General features: G+C 38.7%; 20 protein-coding genes, 2 tRNA genes and 2 rRNA genes (1 of these 24 cut by a window edge). 6 read left to right on the top strand and 18 right to left on the bottom strand.

Annotated features, from left to right (window positions below):
- The 5 genes from ORNRH_RS06320 to ORNRH_RS06300 form a co-directional block, all read right to left on the bottom strand.
- Nucleotides 1-396 (bottom strand): 23S ribosomal RNA (locus ORNRH_RS06320) (it extends 2,364 nt beyond the left edge of the window).
- Nucleotides 397-600: 204 nt separating this feature from the next.
- Nucleotides 601-674 (bottom strand) — tRNA-Ala (locus ORNRH_RS06315).
- Between the two features lie 88 nt (nt 675-762).
- A tRNA-Ile gene (locus ORNRH_RS06310) sits at nt 763-836 on the bottom strand.
- 122 nt (nt 837-958) lie between these two features.
- Nucleotides 959-2,475: ribosomal RNA gene (locus ORNRH_RS06305) — 16S ribosomal RNA — on the bottom strand.
- Together the 16S and 23S rRNA genes with 2 tRNA genes alongside form the textbook arrangement of a ribosomal RNA operon.
- Nucleotides 2,476-3,027: 552 nt before the next feature.
- Nucleotides 3,028-3,810, bottom strand: a complete 783-nt coding sequence (locus ORNRH_RS06300) for a hypothetical protein (RefSeq protein ID WP_014791054.1) — start codon at nt 3,808-3,810, stop codon at nt 3,028-3,030.
- A 79-nt stretch (nt 3,811-3,889) separates the two neighbouring features.
- Between ORNRH_RS06300 and gcvP the strand changes: the two genes are divergently transcribed.
- On the top strand, nt 3,890-6,757 hold the full coding sequence (gene gcvP, locus ORNRH_RS06295) for an aminomethyl-transferring glycine dehydrogenase (protein WP_014791053.1): 2,868 nt from the start codon (nt 3,890-3,892) through the stop codon (nt 6,755-6,757).
- A 91-nt stretch (nt 6,758-6,848) separates the two neighbouring features.
- Here the strand turns inward: gcvP and ORNRH_RS06290 are convergent, their stop codons facing one another.
- From ORNRH_RS06290 to ORNRH_RS06280, 3 genes are read right to left on the bottom strand one after another with little or no spacing between them, the layout of a single operon-like run.
- Complete coding sequence (locus ORNRH_RS06290; protein ID WP_014791052.1) at nt 6,849-7,625, bottom strand: succinate dehydrogenase/fumarate reductase iron-sulfur subunit; 777 nt, start codon at nt 7,623-7,625, stop codon at nt 6,849-6,851.
- Between the two features lie 12 nt (nt 7,626-7,637).
- Entirely contained in the window at nt 7,638-9,653 is a 2,016-nt protein-coding gene (locus tag ORNRH_RS06285) for a fumarate reductase/succinate dehydrogenase flavoprotein subunit (protein ID WP_014791051.1), read from the bottom strand.
- A gap of 13 nt (nt 9,654-9,666) precedes the next feature.
- Nucleotides 9,667-10,338 (bottom strand): succinate dehydrogenase cytochrome b subunit, encoded by a 672-nt coding sequence (locus ORNRH_RS06280; protein WP_014791050.1) that lies wholly within the window; start codon nt 10,336-10,338, stop codon nt 9,667-9,669.
- A gap of 166 nt (nt 10,339-10,504) precedes the next feature.
- Here ORNRH_RS06280 and ORNRH_RS06275 point away from each other — a divergent pair, with 166 nt between their 5' ends.
- Both ORNRH_RS06275 and ORNRH_RS06270 read left to right on the top strand, forming a co-directional pair.
- The gene (locus ORNRH_RS06275; RefSeq protein ID WP_014791049.1) at nt 10,505-11,131 is read left to right on the top strand and encodes a 4'-phosphopantetheinyl transferase family protein; all 627 of its coding nucleotides are present in this window, start codon (nt 10,505-10,507) and stop codon (nt 11,129-11,131) included.
- A gap of 110 nt (nt 11,132-11,241) precedes the next feature.
- Nucleotides 11,242-12,021, top strand: coding sequence for a nitrilase-related carbon-nitrogen hydrolase (locus ORNRH_RS06270; protein ID WP_014791048.1), 780 nt, complete (start codon nt 11,242-11,244; stop codon nt 12,019-12,021).
- Here ORNRH_RS06270 and ORNRH_RS06265 read toward each other — a convergent pair.
- The 5 genes from ORNRH_RS06265 to ORNRH_RS06245 form a co-directional block, all read right to left on the bottom strand.
- Nucleotides 12,005-12,523 carry a KdsC family phosphatase gene (locus ORNRH_RS06265; RefSeq protein WP_014791047.1) on the bottom strand — a complete coding sequence of 173 codons (519 nt, stop codon included), beginning with the start codon at nt 12,521-12,523 and terminating at the stop codon, nt 12,005-12,007. The genes ORNRH_RS06270 and ORNRH_RS06265 overlap by 17 nt on opposite strands.
- The gene (locus ORNRH_RS06260; protein WP_036601435.1) at nt 12,510-13,277 is read right to left on the bottom strand and encodes a Rossmann-like and DUF2520 domain-containing protein; all 768 of its coding nucleotides are present in this window, start codon (nt 13,275-13,277) and stop codon (nt 12,510-12,512) included. Before ORNRH_RS06260 ends, ORNRH_RS06265 begins: the two co-directional genes overlap by 14 nt.
- A 144-nt stretch (nt 13,278-13,421) precedes the next feature.
- Entirely contained in the window at nt 13,422-14,441 is a 1,020-nt protein-coding gene (locus ORNRH_RS06255; RefSeq protein ID WP_014791045.1) for a TlpA family protein disulfide reductase, read from the bottom strand.
- An 18-nt stretch (nt 14,442-14,459) separates the two neighbouring features.
- Nucleotides 14,460-15,320 carry an acyl-CoA thioesterase gene (locus ORNRH_RS06250; protein ID WP_014791044.1) on the bottom strand — a complete coding sequence of 287 codons (861 nt, stop codon included), beginning with the start codon at nt 15,318-15,320 and terminating at the stop codon, nt 14,460-14,462.
- Nucleotides 15,321-15,333: 13 nt separating this feature from the next.
- Nucleotides 15,334-15,999 carry an HAD family hydrolase gene (locus tag ORNRH_RS06245; protein WP_014791043.1) on the bottom strand — a complete coding sequence of 222 codons (666 nt, stop codon included), beginning with the start codon at nt 15,997-15,999 and terminating at the stop codon, nt 15,334-15,336.
- Nucleotides 16,000-16,121: 122 nt separating this feature from the next.
- Here ORNRH_RS06245 and ORNRH_RS06240 point away from each other — a divergent pair, with 122 nt between their 5' ends.
- The 3 genes from ORNRH_RS06240 (at nt 16,122) to ORNRH_RS06230 (ending at nt 18,563) form a co-directional block, all read left to right on the top strand.
- Complete coding sequence (locus ORNRH_RS06240; protein ID WP_036601158.1) at nt 16,122-16,337, top strand: CsbD family protein; 216 nt, start codon at nt 16,122-16,124, stop codon at nt 16,335-16,337.
- A gap of 134 nt (nt 16,338-16,471) precedes the next feature.
- Nucleotides 16,472-17,488, top strand: a complete 1,017-nt coding sequence (locus ORNRH_RS06235) for an aldose epimerase family protein (RefSeq protein ID WP_014791041.1) — start codon at nt 16,472-16,474, stop codon at nt 17,486-17,488.
- 19 nt (nt 17,489-17,507) lie between these two features.
- Nucleotides 17,508-18,563, top strand: a complete 1,056-nt coding sequence (locus tag ORNRH_RS06230; RefSeq protein WP_014791040.1) for a UDP-glucose--hexose-1-phosphate uridylyltransferase — start codon at nt 17,508-17,510, stop codon at nt 18,561-18,563.
- A gap of 80 nt (nt 18,564-18,643) precedes the next feature.
- On the opposite strand, the gene ORNRH_RS06225 is transcribed toward ORNRH_RS06230, so the two are convergent.
- From ORNRH_RS06225 to alaS, 5 genes are all read right to left on the bottom strand, one after another.
- Nucleotides 18,644-21,013, bottom strand: a complete 2,370-nt coding sequence (locus ORNRH_RS06225; protein ID WP_014791039.1) for a TonB-dependent receptor domain-containing protein — start codon at nt 21,011-21,013, stop codon at nt 18,644-18,646.
- Between the two features lie 111 nt (nt 21,014-21,124).
- The gene (locus ORNRH_RS06220) at nt 21,125-21,505 is read right to left on the bottom strand and encodes a hypothetical protein (protein WP_169313186.1); all 381 of its coding nucleotides are present in this window, start codon (nt 21,503-21,505) and stop codon (nt 21,125-21,127) included.
- Nucleotides 21,506-21,613: 108 nt separating this feature from the next.
- Nucleotides 21,614-22,456 carry a nucleoside phosphorylase gene (locus tag ORNRH_RS06215; RefSeq protein WP_014791036.1) on the bottom strand — a complete coding sequence of 281 codons (843 nt, stop codon included), beginning with the start codon at nt 22,454-22,456 and terminating at the stop codon, nt 21,614-21,616.
- A gap of 72 nt (nt 22,457-22,528) precedes the next feature.
- Nucleotides 22,529-22,945 (bottom strand): DUF2752 domain-containing protein, encoded by a 417-nt coding sequence (locus tag ORNRH_RS06210; RefSeq protein ID WP_052040718.1) that lies wholly within the window; start codon nt 22,943-22,945, stop codon nt 22,529-22,531.
- A gap of 41 nt (nt 22,946-22,986) precedes the next feature.
- The gene (gene alaS, locus ORNRH_RS06205) at nt 22,987-25,602 is read right to left on the bottom strand and encodes an alanine--tRNA ligase (protein ID WP_036601162.1); all 2,616 of its coding nucleotides are present in this window, start codon (nt 25,600-25,602) and stop codon (nt 22,987-22,989) included.
- Nucleotides 25,603-25,654 lie beyond the last annotated feature (52 nt).

Below are 25,654 nucleotides of genomic sequence, written 5' to 3'. Positions count from 1 at the left end.
AGCCTTAGAGGATGGTCCCCCTTTCTTCAAACAGGATTTCTCGTGTCCCGCCCTACTTAATACGTATTATACTCATTTCGTGTACAAGACTTTCACTCTCTTCGGTTCATCTTTCCAAATGATTCCACTATTCGTATAATCTCGGCTAATCCCCTTTCGCTCGCCACTACTCAGGGAATCTCGTTTGATTTCTTTTCCTACAGGTACTTAGATGTTTCAGTTCCCTGCGTTCGCCCTCCTTACGGAGTGACAGGTCTTCAACCTGCCGGGTTGCCCCATTCGGATATCTGCGGATCAACTCGTGTGTGCCAATCCCCGCAGCTTTTCGCAGCTTACCACGTCCTTCTTCGCCTCTCAAAGCCTAGGCATCCGCCATACGCCCTTAACGATTTCTTCTAACCGCGCTCTTGTTCTCGGTTATTCTTATTTGCCTTGTTATATATTTCTTTATTTTACTAAATATCTAAATAATCAGCAAAACATCAACATACAACTTTTTTTTTGTTTGTTTTACTCGTTACTTCCTAAAATCTACTCTATTTTAGTTTGTTTTACTTCAGTATGCCAATGAACTTCTTTTTACCTCTCTCGAGATAATCGTGGAGAATATCGGAGTCGAACCGATGACCTCCTGCGTGCAAGGCAGGCGCTCTAGCCAGCTGAGCTAATCCCCCATTCTCTCTTTTCATCAAGAATTAGAATTAAAAATTAATCTTATCAATTCTCAACTTCTAGATTTTCCTCTTTTTCTTCCGTAACTTGTAGTCTCGGGCAGACTCGAACTGCCGACCTCTACATTATCAGTGTAGCGCTCTAACCAGCTGAGCTACGAGACTTCTTTATTCTGTTACAGTCTTTCTTATTTTATATCTAAAGATATCTGAAAAATAAAAGCAAGTGTCGTTCTCAAAGTTATCTCTTATCGAGATTAAACCTCTCTTAGCGCGTTATGCTCTATAAAAGAGATGTTCCAGCCGCACCTTCCGGTACGGCTACCTTGTTACGACTTAGCCCCAGTTACTAGTTTTACCCTAGGCAGCTCCTTTCGGTCACCGACTTCAGGTACCCCCAGCTTCCATGGCTTGACGGGCGGTGTGTACAAGGCCCGGGAACGTATTCACCGCAACATGGCTGATTTGCGATTACTAGCGATTCCAGCTTCATAGAGTCGAGTTGCAGACTCCAATCCGAACTGAGATCGGCTTTAGAGATTCGCATCCAGTCGCCTGGTAGCTGCCCTCTGTACCGACCATTGTAGCACGTGTGTGGCCCAAGACGTAAGGGCCGTGATGACTTGACGTCGTCCCCACCTTCCTCTCAACTTGCGTTGGCAGTCTCATTAGAGTCCCCGTCTTTATACGCTGGCAACTAATGATAGGGGTTGCGCTCGTTGCAGGACTTAACCTAACACCTCACGGCACGAGCTGACGACAGCCATGCAGCACCTTGCATTCTGTCCGAAGAAAAAAGTGTTTCCACTCCTGTCATTATGCATTTAAGCCTTGGTAAGGTTCCTCGCGTATCATCGAATTAAACCACATGCTCCACCGCTTGTGCGGGCCCCCGTCAATTCCTTTGAGTTTCATTCTTGCGAACGTACTCCCCAGGTGGCTAACTTATCACTTTCGCTTGGTCTCCGAAGATCACTCCCCGAAAACGAGTTAGCATCGTTTACTGCGTGGACTACCAGGGTATCTAATCCTGTTCGCTCCCCACGCTTTCGTCCTTCAGCGTCAGTTAATACTTAGTAACCTGCCTTCGCAATCGGTGTTCTGTGTAATATCTATGCATTTCACCGCTACACTACACATTCCAGCTACTTCAATATCACTCAAGACTAACAGTATCAATGGCAGTTTTATCGTTGAGCGACAAAATTTCACCACTGACTTATCAGCCCGCCTACGGACCCTTTAAACCCAATGAATCCGGATAACGCTTGCATCCTCCGTATTACCGCGGCTGCTGGCACGGAGTTAGCCGATGCTTATTCGTATGGTACCTTCAACTACCTACACGTAGGTAGATTTATCCCCATACAAAAGCAGTTTACAACCCATAGGGCCGTCTTCCTGCACGCGGGATGGCTGGATCAGAGTTCCCTCCATTGTCCAATATTCCTCACTGCTGCCTCCCGTAGGAGTCTGGTCCGTGTCTCAGTACCAGTGTGGGGGTTCACCCTCTCAGGACCCCTACAGATCATCGCCTTGGTAGTCCGTTACACTACCAACTAACTAATCTGACGCATGCCTATCCTTATCCAATAAATCTTTCAATTTTAATCGATGCCAATCAAAATCTTATGGAGTATTAATCCGAGTTTCCCCGGGCTATCCTCCTGATAAGGGCAAGTTGCATACGCGTTACGCACCCGTGCGCCGGTTTCCTTAATCCGAAAATTAATTCTCCCTCGACTTGCATGTGTTAAGCCTCCCGCTAGCGTTCATCCTGAGCCAGGATCAAACTCTCCGTTGTAATTCCTTAAATTTTGTAATTATAACGCTCAAAGTCCACCTCCTGATAACTCATCGAATTGACACTTGGCTTTTATTTTTCTTCTATCTTTTAATCTTAATGAACTTCTCTATCTTTCTCGCCTCATTTCTGAAAGCGGGTGCAAATATAGTAACTTTTTATTTCCTACCAAAACTTTTTTGAAGTTTTTTTTTGCCACCGAACCACCCTGAAATCGAAACGGACTGCAAAGATAACATCTTTTTCTTATCCTCCAAAAAAATATTTCTTTTTTTTTGTTTTTTTTTCAATTTCTTTCTTTCAATGAACAAGCCTTTCTGTTTCAAAAGGAGTGCAAATATAGGTACTTCCTACCTTCCCCTCCAAATTTTTTATCCACTTTTTTCGTGTGTTTTTTACATATTTTTCGCAATTAGCTGTTTTTCTTTAATTTACAATTTGAAGTTTTTTATCATCTTCTAGAGATAATGGCTCTATTGGAGGATTCCATCGTAGATAAATTGGAGATTTAGCTGGTTTTATGAAGAACAATAAATATAGTTTTTTGTATAATCAAAGGATTTTAACAAGCAAATAATGGATTAAATACGGAAAAAGAGAGGCTCCCTCAACATATACACTCACAAAATTCTTCTTGAATATTGATCTATATTTGACACTTAGCAATACAATTATTACCGAAAAAGTGTAACTAATCAGTAGCAATTCGTCTTTTTCTGTCCAAATAAAAACAGATAATGACAGTAACAACACTGCTTTCATTGCATAAAAAGCGTTTTTATTTCCTATAATTTGAGGTATTGTGTTTAATTTAGACTCATCATTAAGGCTATCTCTTATGTCAAATGGTATTGTGATCGATAATACCCAAAGAAAACACACCATTAATATCATAATAAATCTAAGACTTATTTCTTGCCCCTCTCCTAACCATGGGACTCCTACTGCGGCAAAAGACCAAACTAAACTGATCCAATATATCTTTAAATAGGGGACATTTCTCCATTTAAATAAAGTATACCCTACACCAACAATGCCTAATATTAATAGAATTAATAAACTAGAAATACTATACCTATAACATAATAAACAAAAAAAGACTCCCACTCCTCCCGCCATGGAATATAGGATATGACTCTTTGAAGCGTTTTTCCCGTAAGATGCGTTGTAAACACCAAGGCACGAAAAAAAATACAGCAACAATAATGACTTTTTTTCGACGCCTAAAACTTTTTGAAAAAAAGCAGACAAACCAACAAAACATAAAGACACCCAAATTTGAGTTCTTACGATATAAAGGTAAAAGATGGTTTTAAACTTTGATTTATTTATCATTAAAATAAATATTTTTTAGCTCTATTATACACAAAATTATGTATTTTTATACTTTCATATAAAATTAAAAAGTAACACGATGAATACAAATGATTTTTCTCTACGCCACAATGGCGTGCATGGCGAGGATTTACAAGCCATGTTGCAAAGTCTTGGGGTGAGCTCTGCTAAAGAACTCATAGCGCAAACACTGCCACAAGACATCCAGAGCGAGGAGCCTATGCTACTTCCAAAAGCAATGAGCGAAATGGAGCTTTTGCAGCATATGGCAGAACTTGGTAAAAAAAATAAATTATACAAATCCTATATTGGATGCGGCTACTATGGCACACAATTACCTGCCGTGATTCAACGAAATATTTTGGAGAATCCAGGGTGGTACACCGCCTACACTCCGTATCAAGCGGAAATCGCACAAGGACGATTGCAAGCTTTATTGAATTTCCAAACGATGGTTTCGGATTTAACACAGCTCCCTCTTGCCAATGCTTCACTTTTAGATGAAGGAACAGCAGCGGCAGAAGCTATGCACATGTTCTGGGCGAGTGTTCCAAAATCTAAGAAAAATGCCAATGTTTTCTTCGTTTCGGAAGATGTGTATCCACAAACTTTAGCAGTTTTAAAAACTAAAGCTTGGGGCTTGGGCATCGAATTAAAAGTAGGAAATCACCAAAATTTTGAATTTTCGGACGAAGTTTTTGGTGCGCTTGTACAATATCCTGCTAAGCAAGGAGAAATTTATGATTATTCTGAATTTATCCAAAAAGCTCATGAAAATGATGTACAAGTGGTAATGGCTGCAGATATTTTAGCCTTAGTTAAATTAAAATCTCCAGGTGAATTAGGAGCTGATGCAGCCGTGGGCTCTACGCAAAGATTCGGAATCCCAATGGGATTTGGAGGACCACACGCAGCCTATTTGGCTTGTAAAGAGGATTACAAAAGACAAATTCCAGGTAGAATCATCGGGGTTTCGGTAGATGCCTCTGGGAAAAAGGCTTTGCGTATGGCGTTGCAAACTAGAGAGCAACACATCAAACGCCAACGCGCAACTTCAAACATCTGTACTGCGCAAGTTTTACTTGCTGTAATGGCAGGAATGTACGCGGTATATCATGGACCAGAAGGTTTAAAATTCATTGCTAACACATTACACACACGCACGGCTTATTTAGCTAAAGTTTTAAAAGAGCTTGGCTACGAGGTTTTAAACCAAAATTATTTTGACACCTTATATATTAATGCCGAAAACATCGACAGAGAAAAATTAAAATCTTTATTAAACGAAAAAGAACTTAATCTGAATTTCTTTGATGATAAAGTTATCAGCATTGCGCTTGATGAAACCGATGTGGCATCGACTCAATTCTTGGAAAAATTGATTGAAGTTTTTGCAGAATATCAAGGAAAAACCTACGAAATCGCAATCCCAGAAGAAATAGAAAATACAATTCCAGAGAATTTATTGAGAAAAACAGAATTCTTAACGCATGAAAACTTCAATTCTTACCACACAGAAACGGAATTGATGCGTTACATCAAGCGTTTAGAAAGAAAAGATTTAGCCTTAAATCAATCAATGATTCCGCTTGGGTCTTGTACCATGAAATTAAACGCTGCGGCAGAAATGCTAGCACTTAGCTTCCCTACTTTTGGTGGTATTCATCCATTTGCTCCAAGTGATCAAACACAAGGTTATTTGGAAATGATTCATAATTTAGAAAATTATCTATCTGAAATCACAGGTTTTGCAGACACAAGCCTTCAACCAAATTCGGGTGCTCAGGGAGAATACGCAGGTCTGATGGTAATAAAAGCTTATTTAAAAAGCATTGGAGAGGAGCATCGCAATGTAGTTGTGATTCCAGAAAGTGCTCACGGAACAAACCCTGCCTCGGCTACAATGGCGGGAATGAAGGTAGTCGTAGTAAAAAATACGCCAGAAGGGGCATTTGATCTTGAGGATTTAAAAGCTCAAGTGGAGAAAAACAAAGAAAATCTTGCCGCTTTGATGGTTACTTACCCTTCAACCTACGGAATGTTTGATGACGACATCAAAAAAGTAACTCAATTGATTCACGACAATGGCGGGCAAGTGTACATGGACGGGGCAAATATGAACGCTCAAGTGGGATTGACTAATCCTGGACAAATCGGTGCCGATGTTTGTCATTTGAATCTACACAAAACCTTTGCTATTCCACATGGTGGCGGTGGACCTGGCGTAGGACCAATCTGTGTGGCAGAACACTTAGTTCCGTTCTTGCCGAGCAATCCGCTTGTTTCTACAGGCGTAGATTCCAATGATTCTCTTGATGCGATTTCATCTGCACCTTATGGTTCGGCTCTGGTTCAAACGATTTCTTATGCTTACATTCGTTTGCTAGGAGCTGAAGGCTTAACCAAAAGTACCATTGGAGCAATTTTAAATGCCAACTATTTAAAAACTCAGCTTGAAAAAGATTATAAAGTATTGTACCAAAACGCACACGGACGCGTAGGACACGAAATGATTATAGATTTCCGTCCGTTCAAAAGTCTAGGCATCGAGGTGGGAGACATTGCAAAACGCTTGATGGATTATGGTTTCCATGCTCCTACCGTGTCTTTCCCAGTGGCGGGAACTTTAATGATTGAACCTACGGAGTCTGAAGACAAAGCCGAGCTTGACCGATTTGTGGATGCGCTACTTTCAATCAAAAAAGAAATTGAAGAAGTGCAAAAAGGTAAATTTACGCAAGACAATAATGTACTTAAAAATGCGCCACACACCAACGCACTACTTACAGCCGATGCATGGGAATTGCCGTATTCACGCGAAAAAGCAGCATATCCAGTTGAATGGTTGAAGGATAATAAATTCTGGCCAAGTGTTGCAAGAATTGATGATGCTTATGGCGACAGAAATTTGATGTGCACTTGTCCACCGACCGAGAGCTATGAATAATAGCTCAAGGTTTTAAGAACAAAAAAATCCGTTTCAAATTTGAAACGGATTTTTTTATGAATTAAAAAAACTTTTAATTATGAACTATTCTTTAATCTGGATTTTCCTCAGAGCATACTTTTGCGCTCCAGTATTCACGGTTCATTCTTGCGATGTTTTCTAAAGAAATACCTTTAGGACATTCAACCTCACAAGCTCCAGTATTGGTACAGTTTCCAAAACCTTCTAAATCCATTTGCTGAACCATGTTTTGTACACGGCGAGAAGCCTCTACTTTACCTTGTGGCAACAAAGCAAATTGAGAAACTTTTGCTCCTACAAATAACATAGCAGAACCGTTTTTACATGCTGCCACACAAGCACCACACCCGATACAAGCTGCCGCATCGAATGCTCTATCGGCATCAAATTTAGCAATTGGAATATCATTGGCATCTGTTGTGTGACCAGAGGTGTTTACAGAAATGTACCCTCCTGCTTGCTGAATTCTATCGAAAGCAGATCTATCTACGATCAAGTCTTTAATTACTGGGAATGCCGCAGATCTCCAAGGCTCGATATAGATAGTTTCTCCATCTTTAAACATTCTCATGTGAAGCTGGCAAGTAGTGATTCCAGTGTCTGGCCCGTGTGGACGCCCATTGATGTACAATGAACAAGTTCCGCAGATACCTTCACGGCAATCATGGTCAAAGGCTACTGGCTCTTGCTTTTGGCTAACCAATTGCTCGTTAAGCTGGTCTAGCATTTCAAGGAAAGAGCTATCGGTAGAAACATCGTTCAACTTGTAAGTTTCTATTTTCCCTTTTGTTTTAGCGTTTTTTTGACGCCAAATCTTAAGTGTAATATTTATAGTTTTACTAGCCATTGTTCTATTTGATTATTTGTATGAACGTTGTTTCAGTTCAATATAGTTAAACTCTAATTTCTCTTTGTGTAGCACCTCTTTTGAGATGTCCTCACCTTTGTATTCCCAAACAGAAACATAAGTGTAGTTAACATCGTCTCTCAACGCCTCACCTTCTTCAGTTTGGTACTCTTCTCTAAAGTGTCCTCCACAACTTTCATTTCTATCAAGCGCGTCCATTGCCATAAGCTCTCCTAGCTCCATAAAGTCTGAAACTCTTAGTGCTTTTTCTAGCTCAGGGTTCAAGTCATCTGCCTCTCCTGGCACAAATACATCACGGTAGAATTCTTTTCTCAAGGCTTGGATTTCAGTAATTGCTTCTTTCAATCCTTTCTCGTTTCTAGCCATACCCACTTTGTTCCACATAATCATACCTAAACGCTTGTGGAAGTGGTCTACTGATTTTGTACCTTTATTGTTAATGAAGTAATTAATTCTCTCTTTTACTTCTGCTTCTGCTTTATCAAACTCTGGAGTATCTGTTGGGATCGCTCCTGTTCTAATATCATCTGCTAAATAATCCGCAATGGTGTAAGGCAATACAAAGTAACCATCTGCCAAACCTTGCATTAAGGCAGAAGCCCCAAGACGGTTAGCTCCGTGGTCTGAGAAGTTTGCCTCTCCAATTACATAACAACCAGGGATTGTACTCATCAAATTGTAGTCTACCCAAATACCCCCCATTGTGTAGTGAACGGCTGGGTAAATTTTCATTGGAGTTTCATATGGGTTGTCATCTGTAATTTTCTCATACATTTGGAACAAGTTACCATATTTCTCTTCCACCCATTTTTTACCTAGTTTAGTAATTTCTTCTGGAGTAGGATTATGGTTTCCTTTTGCGTAAGCAGATTCTTTACCTTTTTTCTGAATTTCGGTAGAGAAATCTAAGAATACACCTTCTTTGGTATCATTATTTTCGATTCCAAATCCAGCGTCGCATCTTTCTTTAGCGGCACGAGACGCCACATCACGAGGTACCAAGTTACCAAAGGCTGGATATCTTCTTTCTAAATAATAATCTCTATCTTCTTCTTTGATTTCTACTGGTTTCTTTTTACCTAATCGGATTGCTTCTGCATCTTCTTTCTTTTTAGGAACCCAAATTCTACCTGAGTTTCTTAAAGATTCAGACATCAAAGTCAATTTTGACTGATTAGTCCCATGAACTGGAATACAAGTTGGGTGAATTTGCACATAACAAGGGTTTCCGAAGAATGCTCCTTTTTTGTGAATTTTCCAACAAGCAGTAGCGTTAGATCCCATTGCATTGGTAGAAAGGAAGTAAACATTTCCGTACCCACCAGATGCGATAACTACGGCGTGTCCTGAATGTCTTTCGATTTCACCAGTTACTAAGTTTCTTGCGATGATACCTCTTGCTTTTCCGTTTACGATTACCAAATCTAGCATTTCGTGACGGTTGTACATTTTGATACGCCCTAAGTTGATTTGGCGGTTCATGGCTGAATATGCACCAAGCAACAATTGCTGACCAGTTTGTCCTTTAGCATAAAAAGTACGCTTAACCTGCACTCCACCAAATGAACGGTTGTCTAGCAATCCGCCGTAATCTCTTGCAAATGGAACACCTTGCATCACACATTGGTCGATGATGTTTACAGATTCCTCTGCCAAACGGTACACATTGGCTTCACGCGCACGGTAATCACCTCCTTTTACAGTATCGTAAAATAAGCGATAGATACTATCGTTGTCTCCTTGATAATTTTTAGCAGCGTTGATTCCCCCTTGCGCCGCAATTGAGTGTGCACGTCTTGGTGAATCTTGATAGCAAAATGCTTTTACATTATAGCCTTGCTCTGCTAAGGTAGCAGCAGCAGAACCTCCCGCTAAACCTGTACCTATGACAATCACATCGATTCTATCACGGTTATTAGGTGCTACTAGCCGAATATTTTGTTTATGATTAGCCCACTTTTGAGCGATATCTCCTTGTGGAACTTTTGCGTCTAATATATTATTCATGTTCTACTGTGCTTTATTTATGAGTAAAAAAATGAAACAATGCAATGAAAATAAATCCTAGTGGAATAACGATTGAGTACACAACCCCACAGGCTTTAATAAATCCGTTGTACTTTCTGTGATTTGCTCCTAATGATTGGAAAGATGATTGGAACCCGTGCATTAAGTGCATGCCTAATAAAATGAATGCTACAACATAAATCACCACTCTAATTGGGTTTTCAAACATTTCTACCATCTCTGGGTAGTAACGATTAGGATCAGCTTGCAATCCTTCTACATATTTGTAGTTCATCTCGTGTACCCAAAAGTCGTTGAAGTGAAATAACAAGAAAAGTAAAATAAAACCTCCTGTTACAATCATGTTTCTTGAAATCCAAGTTGAATTTGCAGCGGCATTATTTACTTGATACCCTACCGGTCCACGCGCCTTTTTGTTTTTAATTTCCAAAATAAAACCCATCACAAAGTGGAACACAACGCCCAATATTAGAATAGGTTGAAATAAAAACTGAACAAGTGGATTTGTCCCCATAAAGTGAGAGGCTTCGTTAAAAGCTTCTGGGGAAATTACCGATAGCATATTCACCAATAAATGCACGATAAGAAAAATCAACAAGAACATTGCCGAAAGTGCCATGGCAAATTTTCTACCAATGGACGAATTAAACAATCCTTGAGCCATAAATCTAAATTTTATCTTTTGTTTTTAATTGATTGCAAATTTAACGATTAATCAAGTGCTTTGCTAATGACTAATATCAATGTTTTATTATATGTTTTTATTCTAAATAAGTGTTTTTACTTTCTAAATTAAGAATAATACATTATTTTAGCTTTTTAGGTGAATTATGCCCATTATAGACTACGTTAAGGAATATGATTTTGAGATAGTTACCTGGGATGTTTTTGAAAAATCAGAGGATTTGATAAAACAGCTTAATCTTCCTATGGATAAAATAGAAAAATTTTATTCTTATCCAGAGAAGCAGGGTAGAGAATATTTAGGCTTACAAGCTTGCTTGCAGGCACTTAATGTAAAAGCCAATGTGCTTTATTCCGATTTGGGAAAACCTTATCTAGACTCTGGAAAAGAAATCTCTATTTCGCACTCTTATCAAAAAGTTTCCATCGCTGTGGGACGTGCCGCCATTGGGCTAGATATTGAAAAAAAGCGCGACGACAAGGTTTTAAACATAGAATCTAAATTCATTCGCCCCGATGAAAAAGCTTGGATTCCAAGAAATAAGGATCTGGCAGATTATCTACACATCATTTGGGGTATTAAAGAAGGATTGTATAAAATCAATGGGGGAAATCTATGGAATTTCTTAAATCATTACAAAGTAGAACCTTTTGAATTAATTGCCAATAAACCTATAACTTGCTGGATACAAGACAAGGAGAAAAGAGAGAAATATACAGCCTACTTTAGAAGAATTAATGATTTTTACCTCATCTGGGTTATCGAAAAATAATAAAATTTCGCATTTTTAATTATTTCAAAAAGGATTAAAAATATATTTTCACGCATTTAGGGAAAGATAAAATTCATTTAATTTAAAATATTTAGTATCTTTAACCTGCTATGAAGGAGGAATTAATAATCGCTACCCTTGCGCTTGACATTGTTTGGGAAAATCCCGAAGAAAATTTTAAGCAAATTGATAAAATCATCAGAAATGTAAATGCTGATATTTTTATTTTGCCCGAAATGTTTTCTTATGGTTTTTCTATGAACACACACGAAATTGCAGAAGATGCTTATGGCAAATCGTTTAAATTTCTGCAACAAAAAGCCATTCAAAAGCAGGCGGTTTTCTGTGCGAGTATCCCAGTAAAGGGGCGTGAAGGCTACTACAATCGATTGTATTGGGTGGCTCAAAACGAAACTTTTGTGCGATACGACAAGCGACATCTTTTTTCATACGCTGGAGAAAATAAACATTACACAGCGGGCAACAAGCAAGTCATCATTAATTATGAAGGCTGGCGTATTCTGCCACAAATATGTTACGATTTGCGGTTCCCAGTGTTTTCTCGCAACACACCATTTGAGCTGTATGATTTAGCTATTTATGTAGCCAACTGGCCTAGCTCTCGCTCTTTTGCATGGAATACGCTTCTCCACGCGCGAGCGATTGAAAATATGGCGTATGTAGTTGGGGTAAACCGCTCGGGGGAAGATCCCAACGGATTATCATATCTCGGCGATTGCCATGTCATTGATCCGCTGGGCAAGGACATTCAGGCTTTAGACAAAAAAGAAAGCTTATCTATCTTTTCGATAAATAAGCCTTATTTAATTGAACAACGGCAGCATTTTAGTTTCTTAAACGATGCCGACGACTTTACAATCCAATTTTAAAATCGTTCCAGTGCCCCTGCACGCGCATTACTTGTTCTATGACTTCGCGCACACAGCCATCGCCTCCATTGCGTGGCGAAATATAATCTGCCGCTTCTTGGGCTTCCACCACGGCATTGTTCGGAGCACAGCCGATGCCTGCAGCCGCGATTACTTCCATGTCTAGCACATCATCGCCCATATAAAGCACTTCTTCTGGTTTTAAATCATATTTAAATAGAAAATCCTCAAAATCATCGTACTTATGATGCGATTGGGTATAAATATCGGTAATGCCCAAGGCTTTCAATCGCTGACTCACCATTGGATCGGCTCCTCCTGTGATAATTCCGATTAAATAACCTTTTTTAATGGCAAATTGCATTACATAGCCATCTTTTACATTCATGTTTCGCACAAAACTCCCGTCTGGGAAAAGCATAATTTTACCATCAGTAAGCACGCCATCTACATCAAACACAAAGGCTTTGATGTTTTTCATCTTTTCTTTATAATTCTCCATGGTAGGTTTTATTTATCAAGTTGCTAATATCGTTGTACATATCTTTTAAGTAAGAATCTTTAATCAAACTTAAATGTTTTTCTATCGTAATTTGGTCGTTGCGTTTAGCTGGCCCTGTTTGCGCTTCAAAAGGTGTTAAATCCTCGATTTTTAAAGCAGTTTCTTCAATTAAAGGACGAAGGTATTCAAAGCCTAAACCAGCTTCTTCCGCCGTTTTTTGAGCAATGTAATACATGTGATTGGCAAAATTACATGCCCACACGGCAGAAAGGTGCATTTGTGCTCTTTGCTCGCTGTTTAAGATTTTAGCTCGATTGCTCACTCGCTCGGCGAGCTCTAGCAAAGCTTTTTCGTCTTCTGGATTTTCTGCTTCTACAAAAAATGGAATTTCGCTATAATTCAATTTTCTATTTTGGCTAAATGTCTGCAAAGGATACAAAACACCTTTTCTATATTTCCCTTTAAGTGTGCTCATAGGCATTGCGCCAGAGGTGTGCACCACCATAACATCATTGAACGGAATGTGCATGGAAAGCTCCTCTATTGCGGCATCTGAAGAGGCAATGATAAATAAATCGGAACGCTCTAATTCTGAAATTTTATCGGTATATCTTATGCCATTGGCTTCCCCAATCGCCTCAGCTTTTGCCAAAGTACGATTGTAAATTTGATTTACCTGAACGGTATTGCTCACAAATGCACGCGTTAAATGAAAGGCTACATTCCCAGCGCCTATAATCGTTACACTTTTCATAAATTCACTTTGAGGCAAAGATAGGAGTTTGTGCTTTCTTACATGGAATTTTTTTAAATGATTTTTGTGCATAAAAAAAGATGCCAACTTTTATTGGCATCTTATAGGGGTTTTAATTTGTTTTTCTAATTGTTGAAAAAATTCTCATTTAATCAAAGCGTTTAAAGTCTCCTCAATATTTGGAGCACTTGGTCTTGGTGCATCTGGATTCACGATGTTTCCTTGCGCATCAATCAAGACAAATCTTGGGATTCCTCTTACTTCTAAAGCTTGAACAAAATCGTTTTTCCAACCGTTTTCGCTCATGATTTGAACTCCTTTCAAGCCTTTTTCTTTTACAAACTCGCTCCATTTTTCTTTAGTATTTGGCTCGTCTACAGAAAGGCTTACAAAATGGATTTTATCTCCATATTTTTCTTCTAAATTCTTCAATGAAGGAATTTCTGCTTTACATGGTCCACACCAAGTAGCCCAAATGTCCACATACACTGGCTTTCCTTTCAAATCAGAAAGCGAAACTTTTTTGCCATCGATGCTTGGCAATGTAAATTGTGGAGCTGGTTTTCCTACAAATTTTTCTTGAAGATTTTTTCTCTCCTGAACCATATCCGACAAAGAAACCAAACTGTTGTTTAAACTCGTTTTAATCTCCCCTTTAATGGAATCATTTACACTTGGATACTTTTGAAACAAAGCATCAACTTCGTTCAAAAATGTTTTTTTAGACTGATCTAATTCTTCTGTACTTTGCTCAAGAAGCCCATCATTATCAAAGAAATTACCCGCTAACTTTGCAACTTCTAGCGATAATTTATTTAGTTCAATAGATTCGCCCTCTCCATCATATACCAATTTATCATCGAATGCTGGGTAATCGGTAGTGATTTTAATTTCGTCTCCGTTTTTCAAATAAACTCTACCATACTCATCTCCAATTTTGAATATAAAGTGACCTTCTTGCACTTTCAAAGTATCGCTAAAAGTTCCATCTGGATTCAGCTTAATACTTTTGGTGTAATTGGTTTCTGGATTGAACACATATACAGAATCTGCAGGAACATCAATATTTGTAACTTTTCCTGAGAATGTTGCGTAATCTTTTGGTTTGTTTTTACAACCGATTACGCTAGCGATTACAATCGCACTTAATAGTACTTTTTTCATATTTTAATCTATATTTTTTTATTTAGTTATTGGTCTTAAAAGCCCTTCTTGTGCTACCGATGCTACAAGTTTTCCGTCTTGGCTAAAAATACTTCCTCTTACAAAACCTCTAGCGTTGGAAGCAATTGGCGAATCCACCGAATACAAATACCACTCATTGATATCCGCCTCTTGATGAAACCACATTGCGTGGTCTATCGTTGCTAATTGCGTATTGCTCATATCTGCCACATGTGCGTGGGGTCTGAGCGCAGTCGTGAGCAGATTATAATCCGAAACATACGACAAAATAGCTCTGTTCATCAACGGATTGTTTTCGGTTTCGCCTTTAATTTTAAACCAAACGCTGTAATTAGGTTCGCGAGGTTTTCTTTCCAGCACATTTTCCAAAACCGTAGGTTTAAAGATAAAAGGACGCTCTATGGACAGAAATTGCTTCATCGCTCTTGGTAAATGATCCTTGAGCTGATTATACATATCGTCCCAGCTATAAAGCTCGTCGGGCTGGGGCACTTTAGGCATCTGCATTTGGTGATGATAGCCTTCCTCTTTTTTCTGGAACGATGCGCCCATAAAAAAGATAATTTTATCATCTTGCAAGGCTTTTACGCGTCGAGTAGAAAAGCTACCACCGTCGCGCACAAACTCCACTTCATAACGAATGGGCTTGGTTAAATCCCCTGGCAAAATAAAATAGCCGTGCAAAGAATGTGCTATGCGCTCCTCTGGCACACTCTGGCTCATGGCATAAAGCCCTTGCGCCAAAACTTGCCCTCCAAACACGATAGGACTCCCGATGCTGTAATTCTCTCCCAAAAAAGTGAATTCATCGAGTTGATCCATTTTTATAAGTCGCTGGAGCGAAGATACTTCTTTCATTTTTCGTAAAATTCTAAGATTTTACGAATATATTAATTTTTTCGTAATTCACCTCATCGAAGTTTGAAATCACGACATCAGCCAGCGAATAATCTTGATTTTTGCTATGTAAACTTTTATAACCTATCGTAAAGATTTCTGCACGTTTGGCTGCTAAAATCCCATTGGTAGAATCTTCGATTACCACACATTCTTCGGGCTTAGCATTTGCCATTTCAGCGGCTTTTAAAAATATTTCTGGATTAGGCTTTGATTCCCTCAGCTCTGCCCCACTGATTTTTCCAGAGAAATATTGTGCAATCCCAAATCGCTCAAAAACCCAATTGATGGTATTCATACTTGCCGATGATGCCAAGATTAATTTTATACCATTATTATATAAATCTTGAATCAATTCGCGCACGCCAGGCAGTAAATCAAAATCCTCATCGTTATCAAAATAGTCTTTAAAATACTTTCTCTTGCAAGCTACCAATTCTTCTGGCGTGCAATCTAATTGATATTTTTCTACGATTTCTTGGCTCACAGGCAAAGTAGCTTTTCCTGTAAATGATTCGTAATATCCAGGCTCCGTCTCGATGCCGTATTCAGCAAACGCAGCAAACCATGCTTTGCGGTGAAGTGGCTCCGTATCCACGATTACGCCATCCATATCAAAAAGAAGTGCTTTAAAGTCCATTGATTATTAATTTTTCTGCAAAATAAACACGATTACTTGGGATTAACAAGGATTTAACTATCTTTTTTATGAGATGGAATAGTTGTTGCACTTTTAATAGCGAACATTTAAACAAAATTATTATGAGTAGTTTAGACGACAAATTAAAAGGAAACTGGAATCAGTTAAAAGGAAAAGTTAAACAACAATGGGGAGATTTGACCGATGATGATTTAACTTACACTGAAGGAAAATCTGAGGAATTGCTTGGAAGACTTCAAGAAAAAACAGGAGAAGCGAAAGAAACTATCTCTAAATTCTTTGAAGATCTATTCAGCAGCGAAGAAGAATCAAAATAATCTTTGAGATTTCCAATTTATAAAAAAAGCCACATCAATTGAATTGATGTGGCTTTTTTTGATTAAAATCATATTCACTTTATTTAATAATTTCCGAAAAAAACCTTAATTTAGCTAAGAGTAAATTTTTAACTATGAAAATAACCAAAAATATCGCAGGAAAAGTAAACAATCAAGAAGTTACTAGCTACCTGCTTGAAAACGACAATCAAATGCAAGTTACGATTCTTAGCTTTGGCGGAATCATTCAATCCATTAAAGTTCCTGTGAACGGGAAAATGGTGGAATGCGTTTTAGGATTCGATAAAGTGGAAGATTATTTAAGCGATGAATATCGTGAGGATTATCCCTATTTCGGTGCGCTAATCGGTCGCCACGCAGGTAGAATTTGCAAAGGGCATTTTGTGCTAGAAGATAAGGATTTACAACTTAGCGTAAACAATAACGGAAACCAACTTCATGGTGGTGTTCAAGGTTTTGACAGTAAACATTGGACAGTGAAAGATACTTTTGAAAATGCAGATAATTGCGGAATTGTTTTAACGCTGCATTCTCCAGACGGCGATGAGGGCTTCCCTGGAAATCTGGACGCAGAAGTAACTTATACACTCAATAATGAAAATGAATTAAGCATTAATTACAAAGCAAAATCAGATAAGACTACCATTTGTAATTTGACTAATCATACTTATTTCAATTTATCGCTAAATAAAGGTGAAACCGTGCTCAATCACCACGCACAAGTGCCATCTGACAAGTATGTGCCTATCGTGGACTGTATCCCAACAGGTGAAATTCTGCCTGTGGACGGAACTGATTTTGACTTAAGAGAAGGCAAAAAAGTTTTTGAAAATCTTGACAATTCATTTATCCGAAAAGTGGGTAGCGATGAAGTGGCAGCAGAGCTTAAAAACGAAGATGGCTCAATTGGCGTGCAAGTAAAAACTACACACCCAGTGGTTCATCTATACGCAGGATATTACATTTTACCTTTCAAAAATGAAAGCGTGAAAAAAAGTGGAAAAAACGCAGGGATTGCCATAGAAACACAAGGTTTTGCCGATTCGCTTAACCACAAAAACTTTGAGCCAACGACTTTAAAAGCTGGCGAAAAGTATGAACATACGACTAAATTTAAGTTCGACTTTTAGCAACAAAAACTACTAAAAGATGACAAAGTTTGATCCTACCGAGCATCCTCATCGCAGATACAATCCGCTGCTAGATGAGTGGGTTTTGGTTTCTCCGCACCGTGCCAAAAGACCTTGGCAAGGGCAACAAGAAAAACCAAATACGGAACAAAAACCTCAGTATGTAGAAAGTTGCTATCTCTGCCCTGGCAATACGCGTGTGAGTGGCGATATCAACCCCAAATATACAGAGCCTTTTGTCTTTAACAATGATTTTGCAGCACTAAAGCCAGAAGTTGTCGAAGCACCAGATAATAGCAATCCGTTTTTCACCTCGGTGCCAGAGTCTGGAACGGCACGCGTGGTTTGTTTCTCGCCACGCCATGATTTAACCTTGCCAGAGCTTGAACTTTCGGATATAGAAAAAGTCATCAAAACTTGGATTCGAGAATTTAAAGATTTGGGTAGCAAAGATTTCATTAATTATGTTCAAATCTTTGAAAACAAAGGGGCTACTATGGGGTGTAGCAACCCGCACCCACACGGACAAATCTGGGCTCAACAGCATTTGCCTACCAAGGTGGAAAAATTAGACAAAAATCAAAAAAAATATTTTGATGAGCATGGCAAAACGCTACTTGAAGATTATGTAGCTCAAGAGCTTGAACGAAAAGAAGAACGCATTTTAGCCGAGAACGAAACTTTCGTTGCCCTAATTCCGTATTGGGCAATTTGGCCATATGAGGCGATGATTATCCCGGAAAGAGCAGTGCAAAATATTTCAGACTTAACGAATCAAGAAATTAAAGATTATGCCGAAATTCTGAAAGCACTTACCGTGATGTACGATAATCTTTTTAAAACTTCGTTCCCATATTCTGCGGGAATCCATCAAGCACCTACCGATGGAAAAGAGCATCCGCATTGGCATTTGCACATGAGTTTTTACCCACCACTACTCCGCTCTGCTAGCGTAAAAAAATTTATGGTGGGCTACGAAATGATGGCAGAATCTCAGCGTGACCTTACTGCCGAACAAGCGGCAGACCGATTGAGAGCATTGCCAAAAGTGCATTACAAACAACAAAATCATTAAAATTCATATTTTTTAAATTAAATTTAAAATCCCCGACCGCCAAAGCGGTCGGGGATTTTTTCATGCAAAAAACTTTAAACTTAAAAATTAAAATCTAAACCAAAATAGAAATTAGCTTTGGTAATCGGTGCGTAAATCATACCTGCGTCAAAGAAATCTCCAAACGGAGCATCTTGCGCGATGATTGGCTGATTTTGCGTATAATTTAGCAAATTTTCTCCGCCTAGATAAAGGCGTGCTTTCTTCCCAAAATCATATGCCACTTGTGCATTCAGCAAGAAATAGCTAGGACTTTCGCTCTTCCAGCGATACGCTTCGGGATTCATACCACTATCGGGCAGGCGTTGCTTGCCTATCCACTGCAAAGTAGCATCGGTACTCCATCGATCTTTACCTTCGCGTATTTTTCTCTCGTAAGAAATATTGGCAAAAGCTCTTTCTTTGGGTGTGAAAATAAGCGATTTTTCGCCTGATTTATAATCGGCTTTGGTATCATAATATTTGTACGCCACTCGTAAATCCAAACCTTTTGCCAAATGCGAATCCCACTGCACTTGCCAAGTATTGGCTCTGGATTTTTTGATATTATAAAAATTGATTTGATGCGTAGATTCATCTAAATCGGGAATAATCTGATTTTGAAAATCGGTGGCAAAAAAATCAAGCAAAATCGTATTTTTTTGATTAAAAATTTTAAAATCCTGCTGAAGGCTCACGCCATAATTCCAAGCTTCTTCTGGCGACAATTCATACACATCGCCCGATTTGTCCAGAATATTCACCCTACGATTTGAAACCAAATATTTTAAATTTTCGGCAAAAATATTCGCTGTTCTAAAACCTCGCCCTGCCGATGCTCGGAATGTGGTATTTCGCAAAGGCTGGTATTTTACATTCAATCTTGGAGAAAATTGCGTTCCCGCCAAATTATGAAAATCCACACGCGCCCCCGCCACCAATGTCCAAGGTGCCGCGTTGTAGCTATATTCTGCAAAGATTCCTGGAGCGGTTTCCGTGCGTTCAAAATTCGTATTTTGATAGTTTTCATTAAACGCATCGTACAAAAAACTTGCTCCCATTTTGTAGGTATGCTCGCGCGAACGACTTAACGGACTTTCGTAAATTAAATTGGCATAATAGGATTTCTCCACACCATTGTAATCATTTAGCCCCCAAGCACTTTTTTGTTCGTAATAATTAAATTTCTGCATAAACCCAATACTTTTGTACGGATTTTTCGGAAAAACAAAGCCTAATTTATCCCAAATTTTAAAATTAGTAATATCTGTATTGGCTTCGTAAGGATTGGGAACGGCACCCGCCATTTGTCCGCCCGAATTGTTAAGCGACACTAAATTGATACCTAAATTATTACCCCAGCCACTATTCATCAAATCATCGTAATGTAGCAAATACGCCATATTGAGCTGCTTGCCTAGCGGAACATCCATAAAAGTATCGTCGTTATGGTCTTGCGCATTTATTACCGCACTAGCATGCAATAAAACCGCTTGCCCCCATTTATCGTTCAAAGAGGCAGAATGCACCACATTTCCTTCTACGCGCCCCATAGAATTGGCATAAAAATTCAAATTATTTTGTTTTTTGATGCCTTTGTACCATTCGGTATTGATTTGCCCCGTGATAGATTCGTAGCCATGCACTACGGAGCTTCCCCCCTTAGTAAGCTGAATGCCCTGAATCCATCTTCCTGGAATAAAATTTAAACCATATGCGCCCGACAAACCACGCAAATCTGGAATTAATTCTGAACTTAAAAGCGTGTATTTTTGATCTAGCCCAAGCATTTTAATCTGCTTGGCACCCGTTACGGCATCGGGATACGCCACATCCACCGTTGCGTTGGTTTCAAAACTTTCAGAAAGATTGCAACAAGCGGCTTTCATCAATTCTTTTTTAGAAATATCAAAAGTAAGTCCTGCTGCATTTTTATTGATTTTGGTGGTAGCAGTATTGGCATTTGCCGTTACCGATTGCAGCGCAATTTCTTGATTTGGGTCGTTTTTCTCATAAGGAAAAACCATCTCTTTAGGGTGCTCGCCATGGTGCATATTCATACCATGGTGCATGGTGGTGGCTTCGGCAATTTTCTCCCAAGGGATTTCTCGGTCGTATTTGCAACAAGCCGTGATGCCATCGTAAGATGAATCTTTGGCTTTAAAATATTCGTTGTCGTGTCCCGCATCTGCCACCTTTTTCATAACTTGCTCCACACTTGTTTTTTGGGGATTAAAGTGCAAAGTCAAAACTTTTGATTGCACATCCCAAGTTCCGTAAGATACGCCGTCTTGTTGAATGGCTTTTTCTATTCGGGTTTTACATTGTCCGCAATTTCCACGGACTTTTATTTCTTTGGTAATAAATGGATTTTCTTGTGCCTGAACGCCCACCAAAAATAGGCACACAAGGATTGAAAAAATATATTTCATTCTTCGATTTTTTAAAATTAAATAAATGCTTTTGCTCCTTCCCAGAAACGGGAAAGAAATGATATTTTCAATGATTTTTAATCATCGAAAAAAAATATTTGAAAATATGATTTATTTAATTTTAGGCGGTTGCCAAATGGCGTAGCAAAGTTGCTGTACGCTCAAATCTTGGTACATGAAATGTTTGTTTTTGCCCTCTTGAATTTTAGGCAAAAATCCTTTAAAATGATTTTCTGATTTTTTAAAAGAAACCGTAGGCACATGGCTCGTGCAAGCCTTTTTGCCACAATCGTTGTTGCATTTCTTGCTGGTATCGCAACATTTTTTAGTTTCTTTGGTAGAAGATTTTTGGTTGGTGTGTTGCTTCATAGCACAACAACTCATCGTTTTTTGGCTATGATGATTAGGCGAAATATTCCCCGCCTGCCCCCAAATTTCCATTGGAGCAAAAACGATTAAAATTGAGAATATTAGTGCCAAAAACTTTTGCATGGGACGGCAAAATTACAAAAGTTTTGCTCAAATCACAAATCGGAGTTTTTAGTCCAAAAAAAATCGCAGAGCAAAATCCCTGCGATTTCATATTTTTTAATGTTTAATTTATTTAGTCAAAATGTTTAAACCAAGTTCAATCATTTGGTCTACAGATTCTTTGTAACTTTCCAAAAATTCGCCTGTGGTGCGGTTGGCAATAATGCAATTGAGCGACAAGGCATGATGTCCTAGCATTTTGGCAAATGAATAGATGGCTGAGGTTTCCATTTCGAAATTATCTAATCCACACGCGTGCAAATGGTCTAGAAAATCATTGTCCAGCGATTGCAATCGCACTTGGCGTCCTTGAGGGCCGTAGAATCCAGACATTGAGCCCGTATTGCCCACCACTACATGATCTCTAAACAACTCGAGCAAATCGGCATCGCATTCCGAAGTGTAGACCATCGGGCGAATGCTATCGTATTTAAAATCTTTTAAAAATTTCTCCTGAAATTGTGAATTTTGGTGTTGTGGATAAAAATTCATCAACCCATCGAATCCTGCAGTGTAACGAGACGCTACAAAATCACCTGCTTTAATCGACGGATTCACGGTTCCTGATGTTCCGAAACGCACTAAACGCAAAGATTTTTTATTCTCTTTGATTTCTCTTGTTTTCAAATCTACATTAACAAGTGCATCGAGCTCGTTTACAACAATATCAATATTATCTGTCCCAATCCCAGAGGATAGCACCGTTAATCTTTTTCCGTTTTTGGTTCCTGTATGCGTAACAAATTCGCGTTTGTGTTTTTGAATTTCTACCTCATCAAAGAATTTAGAAACTCGTGCCACTCGCTCTGGATCGCCTACCAAAATGATGGTATCGGCAATATCTTCTGGTAATAAATTTAGGTGATATACGCCCCCGTCGGGGTTTAATGGTAATTCTGATGCTTTTATCATTTTTTATCTATTTTAAAGATTCGATTTATCTAAGATATGACTTTATGTTTGAAAAACAAAATTCAACCATCATTATTGTGGCGGACGCAAAAACTCAAAACCTGGAATTTCTACATTTCTTGCCATAAAATAGATTAAAACCAAGACCAAAAGGGCTTTGATAAAAATAGAATTATTGAATAATTTTATACGATAATGGGTGCCTAAAATAAAATTTAAAACCTTTAAAACAGCCGCATAAGCCACTAAAGGCAAGAGAATTACCATCAGCGGATTGTATGAAAAAGCTTCTTTAAAATTAAAGTTTAATAATTGAAAAATCGCTCTTTGTGCACCGCAACCTGGACAATACAAATGAAAGCATGTATAGCTCGGACATTGCGGAAAAAAATCAAATTTTGACGGATTGTAATTGCTGTAAATAAATAACAAAGCTCCACCCAACAACAGGGCAGAGCTTATAATGATTATTTTTAAAGTTTTCTTCAATTAATTTAATAGCTAAATAAAAACATCAAATCAGCAAAATATCACAAATTCTGAATTTTTTCTTTAGCTAAAACCAAGACTTTATCTAGACCTTCGGGCAATTTACCTCCTGCCGTAGCAAAAGTAGGCTGTCCGCCACCGCCGCCATGGATTTCTTTCGCCCATTCGCGCACCAAGTTTCCTGCGTGCAGTCCTTTTTCTTTGGCCAATTCATCGCTGATCCCCACAGAAATTGTAGCTTTTCCTTCGTAAAGATTTGCCACAACGATAAAAGCGTTTTCTACTTCAGATTTTAACTGAAAAAGTAAATCTTTGATGCTAGCATTGTCCATCTCTGCACGGGCAAAAATCGCATTTACACCATTTATGATTTCGATTTTATTTTTCCATTCCTGTTTCACGCCTTTGGCTTGCTCGCGTTTTAATTGCTCGATTTCAGCTTTTAGTTTTTCGTTCTCGGTTTGTAACGAAACTACCGCTTTCATCGGCTCTTTATTTACATTTAATTGAGATTGAATTTGGCGTAATTCTTCCTCATTGGTTTTAAAATATTCAAGTGCTTCGGCTCCTGTGATAGCTTCGATTCTACGGATTCCCGCAGCCACCGCTGATTCGTTCACGATTTTAAAATACCAAATATCTGCTGTGTTTGGCACATGTGTTCCACCACAAAGCTCTTTGCTCTCGCCAAACTGAATCAAACGAACCTTGTCGCCATATTTTTCGCCAAAAAGTGCCATCGCACCTTTAGCCAAAGCTTCTTCTTTTGGAATACTTCTGAACTCTTGCAACGCAATTTTTTCTTTGATTTTTTCGTTTACAAATTGTTCTACCTCCAAAATTTCTTCTGGCGATAATTTCTTAAAGTGCGAGAAGTCAAAACGCAAGTTTTTGGCATCTACTTTAGAGCCTTTTTGCTCTACATGCGTGCCCAAAATTTGGCGTAAGGCTTGATGCAGCAAGTGTGTAGCTGAGTGATTTGCCATGGTGTTTTGGCGTAAATCTTTTGCCACAACAGCCTTAAACTGTGCATTTACATCGGCTGGAAGCTCTTCCGCGACATGCACGCTAAGATTGTTTTCTTTTTTGGTATCGATAATGTTTACTCGCTCTCCATTGCTAGCAATTAGCGTTCCCTTATCGCCCACCTGTCCGCCCGATTCTGCATAGAATGGCGTAACATTGAACACTAATTGATAAAATGTTTTTTTGTTGCTTTCTACTTTGCGGTATTTTACGATTTTCACTTCTACTTCTGTACTGTCGTACCCTACAAAAGCTTGCTCTTCTTCGTCTGAAAGCACCACCCAATCATCTGTTTTAAGGCTTGCGGCATTTTTGGAACGCTGCTTTTGTTTTGCCAATTCTTTCTCGAATTCCGCTTCGTCCACAGAAATTCCTTTTTCGGCAACTATCAGCTGAGTTAAATCAAACGGAAATCCGTAGGTATCATATAATTCAAAGGCTTTAGCTCCGCTTAATTTATTGTCTTTTACGCTGGCAATCATCGAATCAAGAATCAATAGCCCATTGTCCAAAGTTTTAAGAAACGAGCTTTCTTCTTCTTTAATTACATTTTTGATGACATCGTATTGTTTTTCCAATTCTGGAAAGGCTTCGCCCATTTCATCTTTTAGCGTATTAACTAATTTATAAATAAATTCAGTTTTAAGATTTAGGAAAGTGAAACCATAACGAATCGCACGGCGCAAAATTCTGCGAATTACATACCCTGCCCCGTTGTTAGACGGCAATTGCCCGTCTGCAATAGCAAATGAAACTGCACGCACATGGTCTACAATCACGCGAATTGCAATGTCTGTTTTTTCATCTTGACCATATTTTACACCAGAAATTTGCTCTAACTGCTTAATTAAGCCAGCAAAAATATCGGTATCGTAGTTAGAAGTTTTGCCTTGTAAAATCATACAAAGACGCTCAAAGCCCATTCCTGTGTCCACATTTTTGGCTGGTAATTTTTCTAATTTACCATCGGCTTTACGGTTAAATTCCATAAATACCAAATTCCAAACTTCGATAACTTGCGGGTGATCTTTATTTACTAAAGTTTTCCCATCTACTTTTTGTCTTTCTTCCAGCGGGCGAATGTCTACATGGATTTCTGAACACGGGCCACATGGGCCACTTGCTCCCATTTCCCAGAAATTATCTTTCTTATTTCCGTTTAAAATTCTAGCTGAATCTATATGTTCTTTCCAACAATCGTAGGCCTCTTGGTCAAAGGGGGTGCCATCTTCTTTGTCTCCTTCAAAAACGGTAACATAAATCTGATTTTTATCGATTTTGTAAACTTCGGTAAGCAATTCCCAAGCCCACGCGATGGCTTCTTTTTTAAAATAATCCCCAAAAGACCAGTTTCCTAACATCTCAAACATGGTGTGGTGATAGGTGTCTTTCCCTACATCGTCTAAATCATTGTGCTTACCAGAAACACGCAAACATTTTTGCGTATCGGCAATGCGCAGATATTTTGACTGCTGATGACCGAGAAAAAAATCTTTAAATTGGTTCATTCCCGCATTGGTAAACATAAGGGTAGGATCGTCTTTTAAAACAATCGGAGCGGAAGGTACAATTTCGTGTTTTTTTGAGGCGAAGAAGTCTAAAAACTTGCTTCTTATTTCGTTAGATTTCATCATTTTAAAATTCTATTTATTACGCTTTAAGAGTTCTTTAACTCGGTTTGCA

This window comes from Ornithobacterium rhinotracheale DSM 15997 (assembly GCF_000265465.1).
In the GTDB taxonomy this organism is placed as follows: domain Bacteria; phylum Bacteroidota; class Bacteroidia; order Flavobacteriales; family Weeksellaceae; genus Ornithobacterium; species Ornithobacterium rhinotracheale.
The sequence above is the reverse complement of the archived record's forward strand: the minus strand, read 5'-3'. Positions and strand labels throughout refer to the sequence as shown.

Bases quoted from the DNA above. Each gene is read 5' to 3' on its own strand.
- ORNRH_RS06215 (WP_014791036.1), bottom strand. From the start codon at position 22,456: ATGATAAAAGCATCAGAATTACCATTAAACCCCGACGGGGGCGTATAT.
- ORNRH_RS06275 (WP_014791049.1), top strand. From the start codon at position 10,505: ATGCCCATTATAGACTACGTTAAGGAATATGATTTTGAGATAGTTACC.
- ORNRH_RS06270 (WP_014791048.1), top strand. From the start codon at position 11,242: ATGAAGGAGGAATTAATAATCGCTACCCTTGCGCTTGACATTGTTTGG.
- ORNRH_RS06280 (WP_014791050.1), bottom strand. From the start codon at position 10,338: ATGGCTCAAGGATTGTTTAATTCGTCCATTGGTAGAAAATTTGCCATG.
- ORNRH_RS06265 (WP_014791047.1), bottom strand. From the start codon at position 12,523: ATGGAGAATTATAAAGAAAAGATGAAAAACATCAAAGCCTTTGTGTTT.
- ORNRH_RS06260 (WP_036601435.1), bottom strand. From the start codon at position 13,277: ATGAAAAGTGTAACGATTATAGGCGCTGGGAATGTAGCCTTTCATTTA.
- ORNRH_RS06225 (WP_014791039.1), bottom strand. From the start codon at position 21,013: ATGAAATATATTTTTTCAATCCTTGTGTGCCTATTTTTGGTGGGCGTT.
- ORNRH_RS06240 (WP_036601158.1), top strand. From the start codon at position 16,122: ATGAGTAGTTTAGACGACAAATTAAAAGGAAACTGGAATCAGTTAAAA.
- ORNRH_RS06300 (WP_014791054.1), bottom strand. From the start codon at position 3,810: ATGATAAATAAATCAAAGTTTAAAACCATCTTTTACCTTTATATCGTA.
- ORNRH_RS06285 (WP_014791051.1), bottom strand. From the start codon at position 9,653: ATGAATAATATATTAGACGCAAAAGTTCCACAAGGAGATATCGCTCAA.
- ORNRH_RS06250 (WP_014791044.1), bottom strand. From the start codon at position 15,320: ATGAAAGAAGTATCTTCGCTCCAGCGACTTATAAAAATGGATCAACTC.
- ORNRH_RS06290 (WP_014791052.1), bottom strand. From the start codon at position 7,625: ATGGCTAGTAAAACTATAAATATTACACTTAAGATTTGGCGTCAAAAA.
- ORNRH_RS06230 (WP_014791040.1), top strand. From the start codon at position 17,508: ATGACAAAGTTTGATCCTACCGAGCATCCTCATCGCAGATACAATCCG.
- ORNRH_RS06220 (WP_169313186.1), bottom strand. From the start codon at position 21,505: ATGCAAAAGTTTTTGGCACTAATATTCTCAATTTTAATCGTTTTTGCT.
- ORNRH_RS06235 (WP_014791041.1), top strand. From the start codon at position 16,472: ATGAAAATAACCAAAAATATCGCAGGAAAAGTAAACAATCAAGAAGTT.
- alaS (WP_036601162.1), bottom strand. From the start codon at position 25,602: ATGAAATCTAACGAAATAAGAAGCAAGTTTTTAGACTTCTTCGCCTCA.
- ORNRH_RS06245 (WP_014791043.1), bottom strand. From the start codon at position 15,999: ATGGACTTTAAAGCACTTCTTTTTGATATGGATGGCGTAATCGTGGAT.
- gcvP (WP_014791053.1), top strand. From the start codon at position 3,890: ATGAATACAAATGATTTTTCTCTACGCCACAATGGCGTGCATGGCGAG.
- ORNRH_RS06255 (WP_014791045.1), bottom strand. From the start codon at position 14,441: ATGAAAAAAGTACTATTAAGTGCGATTGTAATCGCTAGCGTAATCGGT.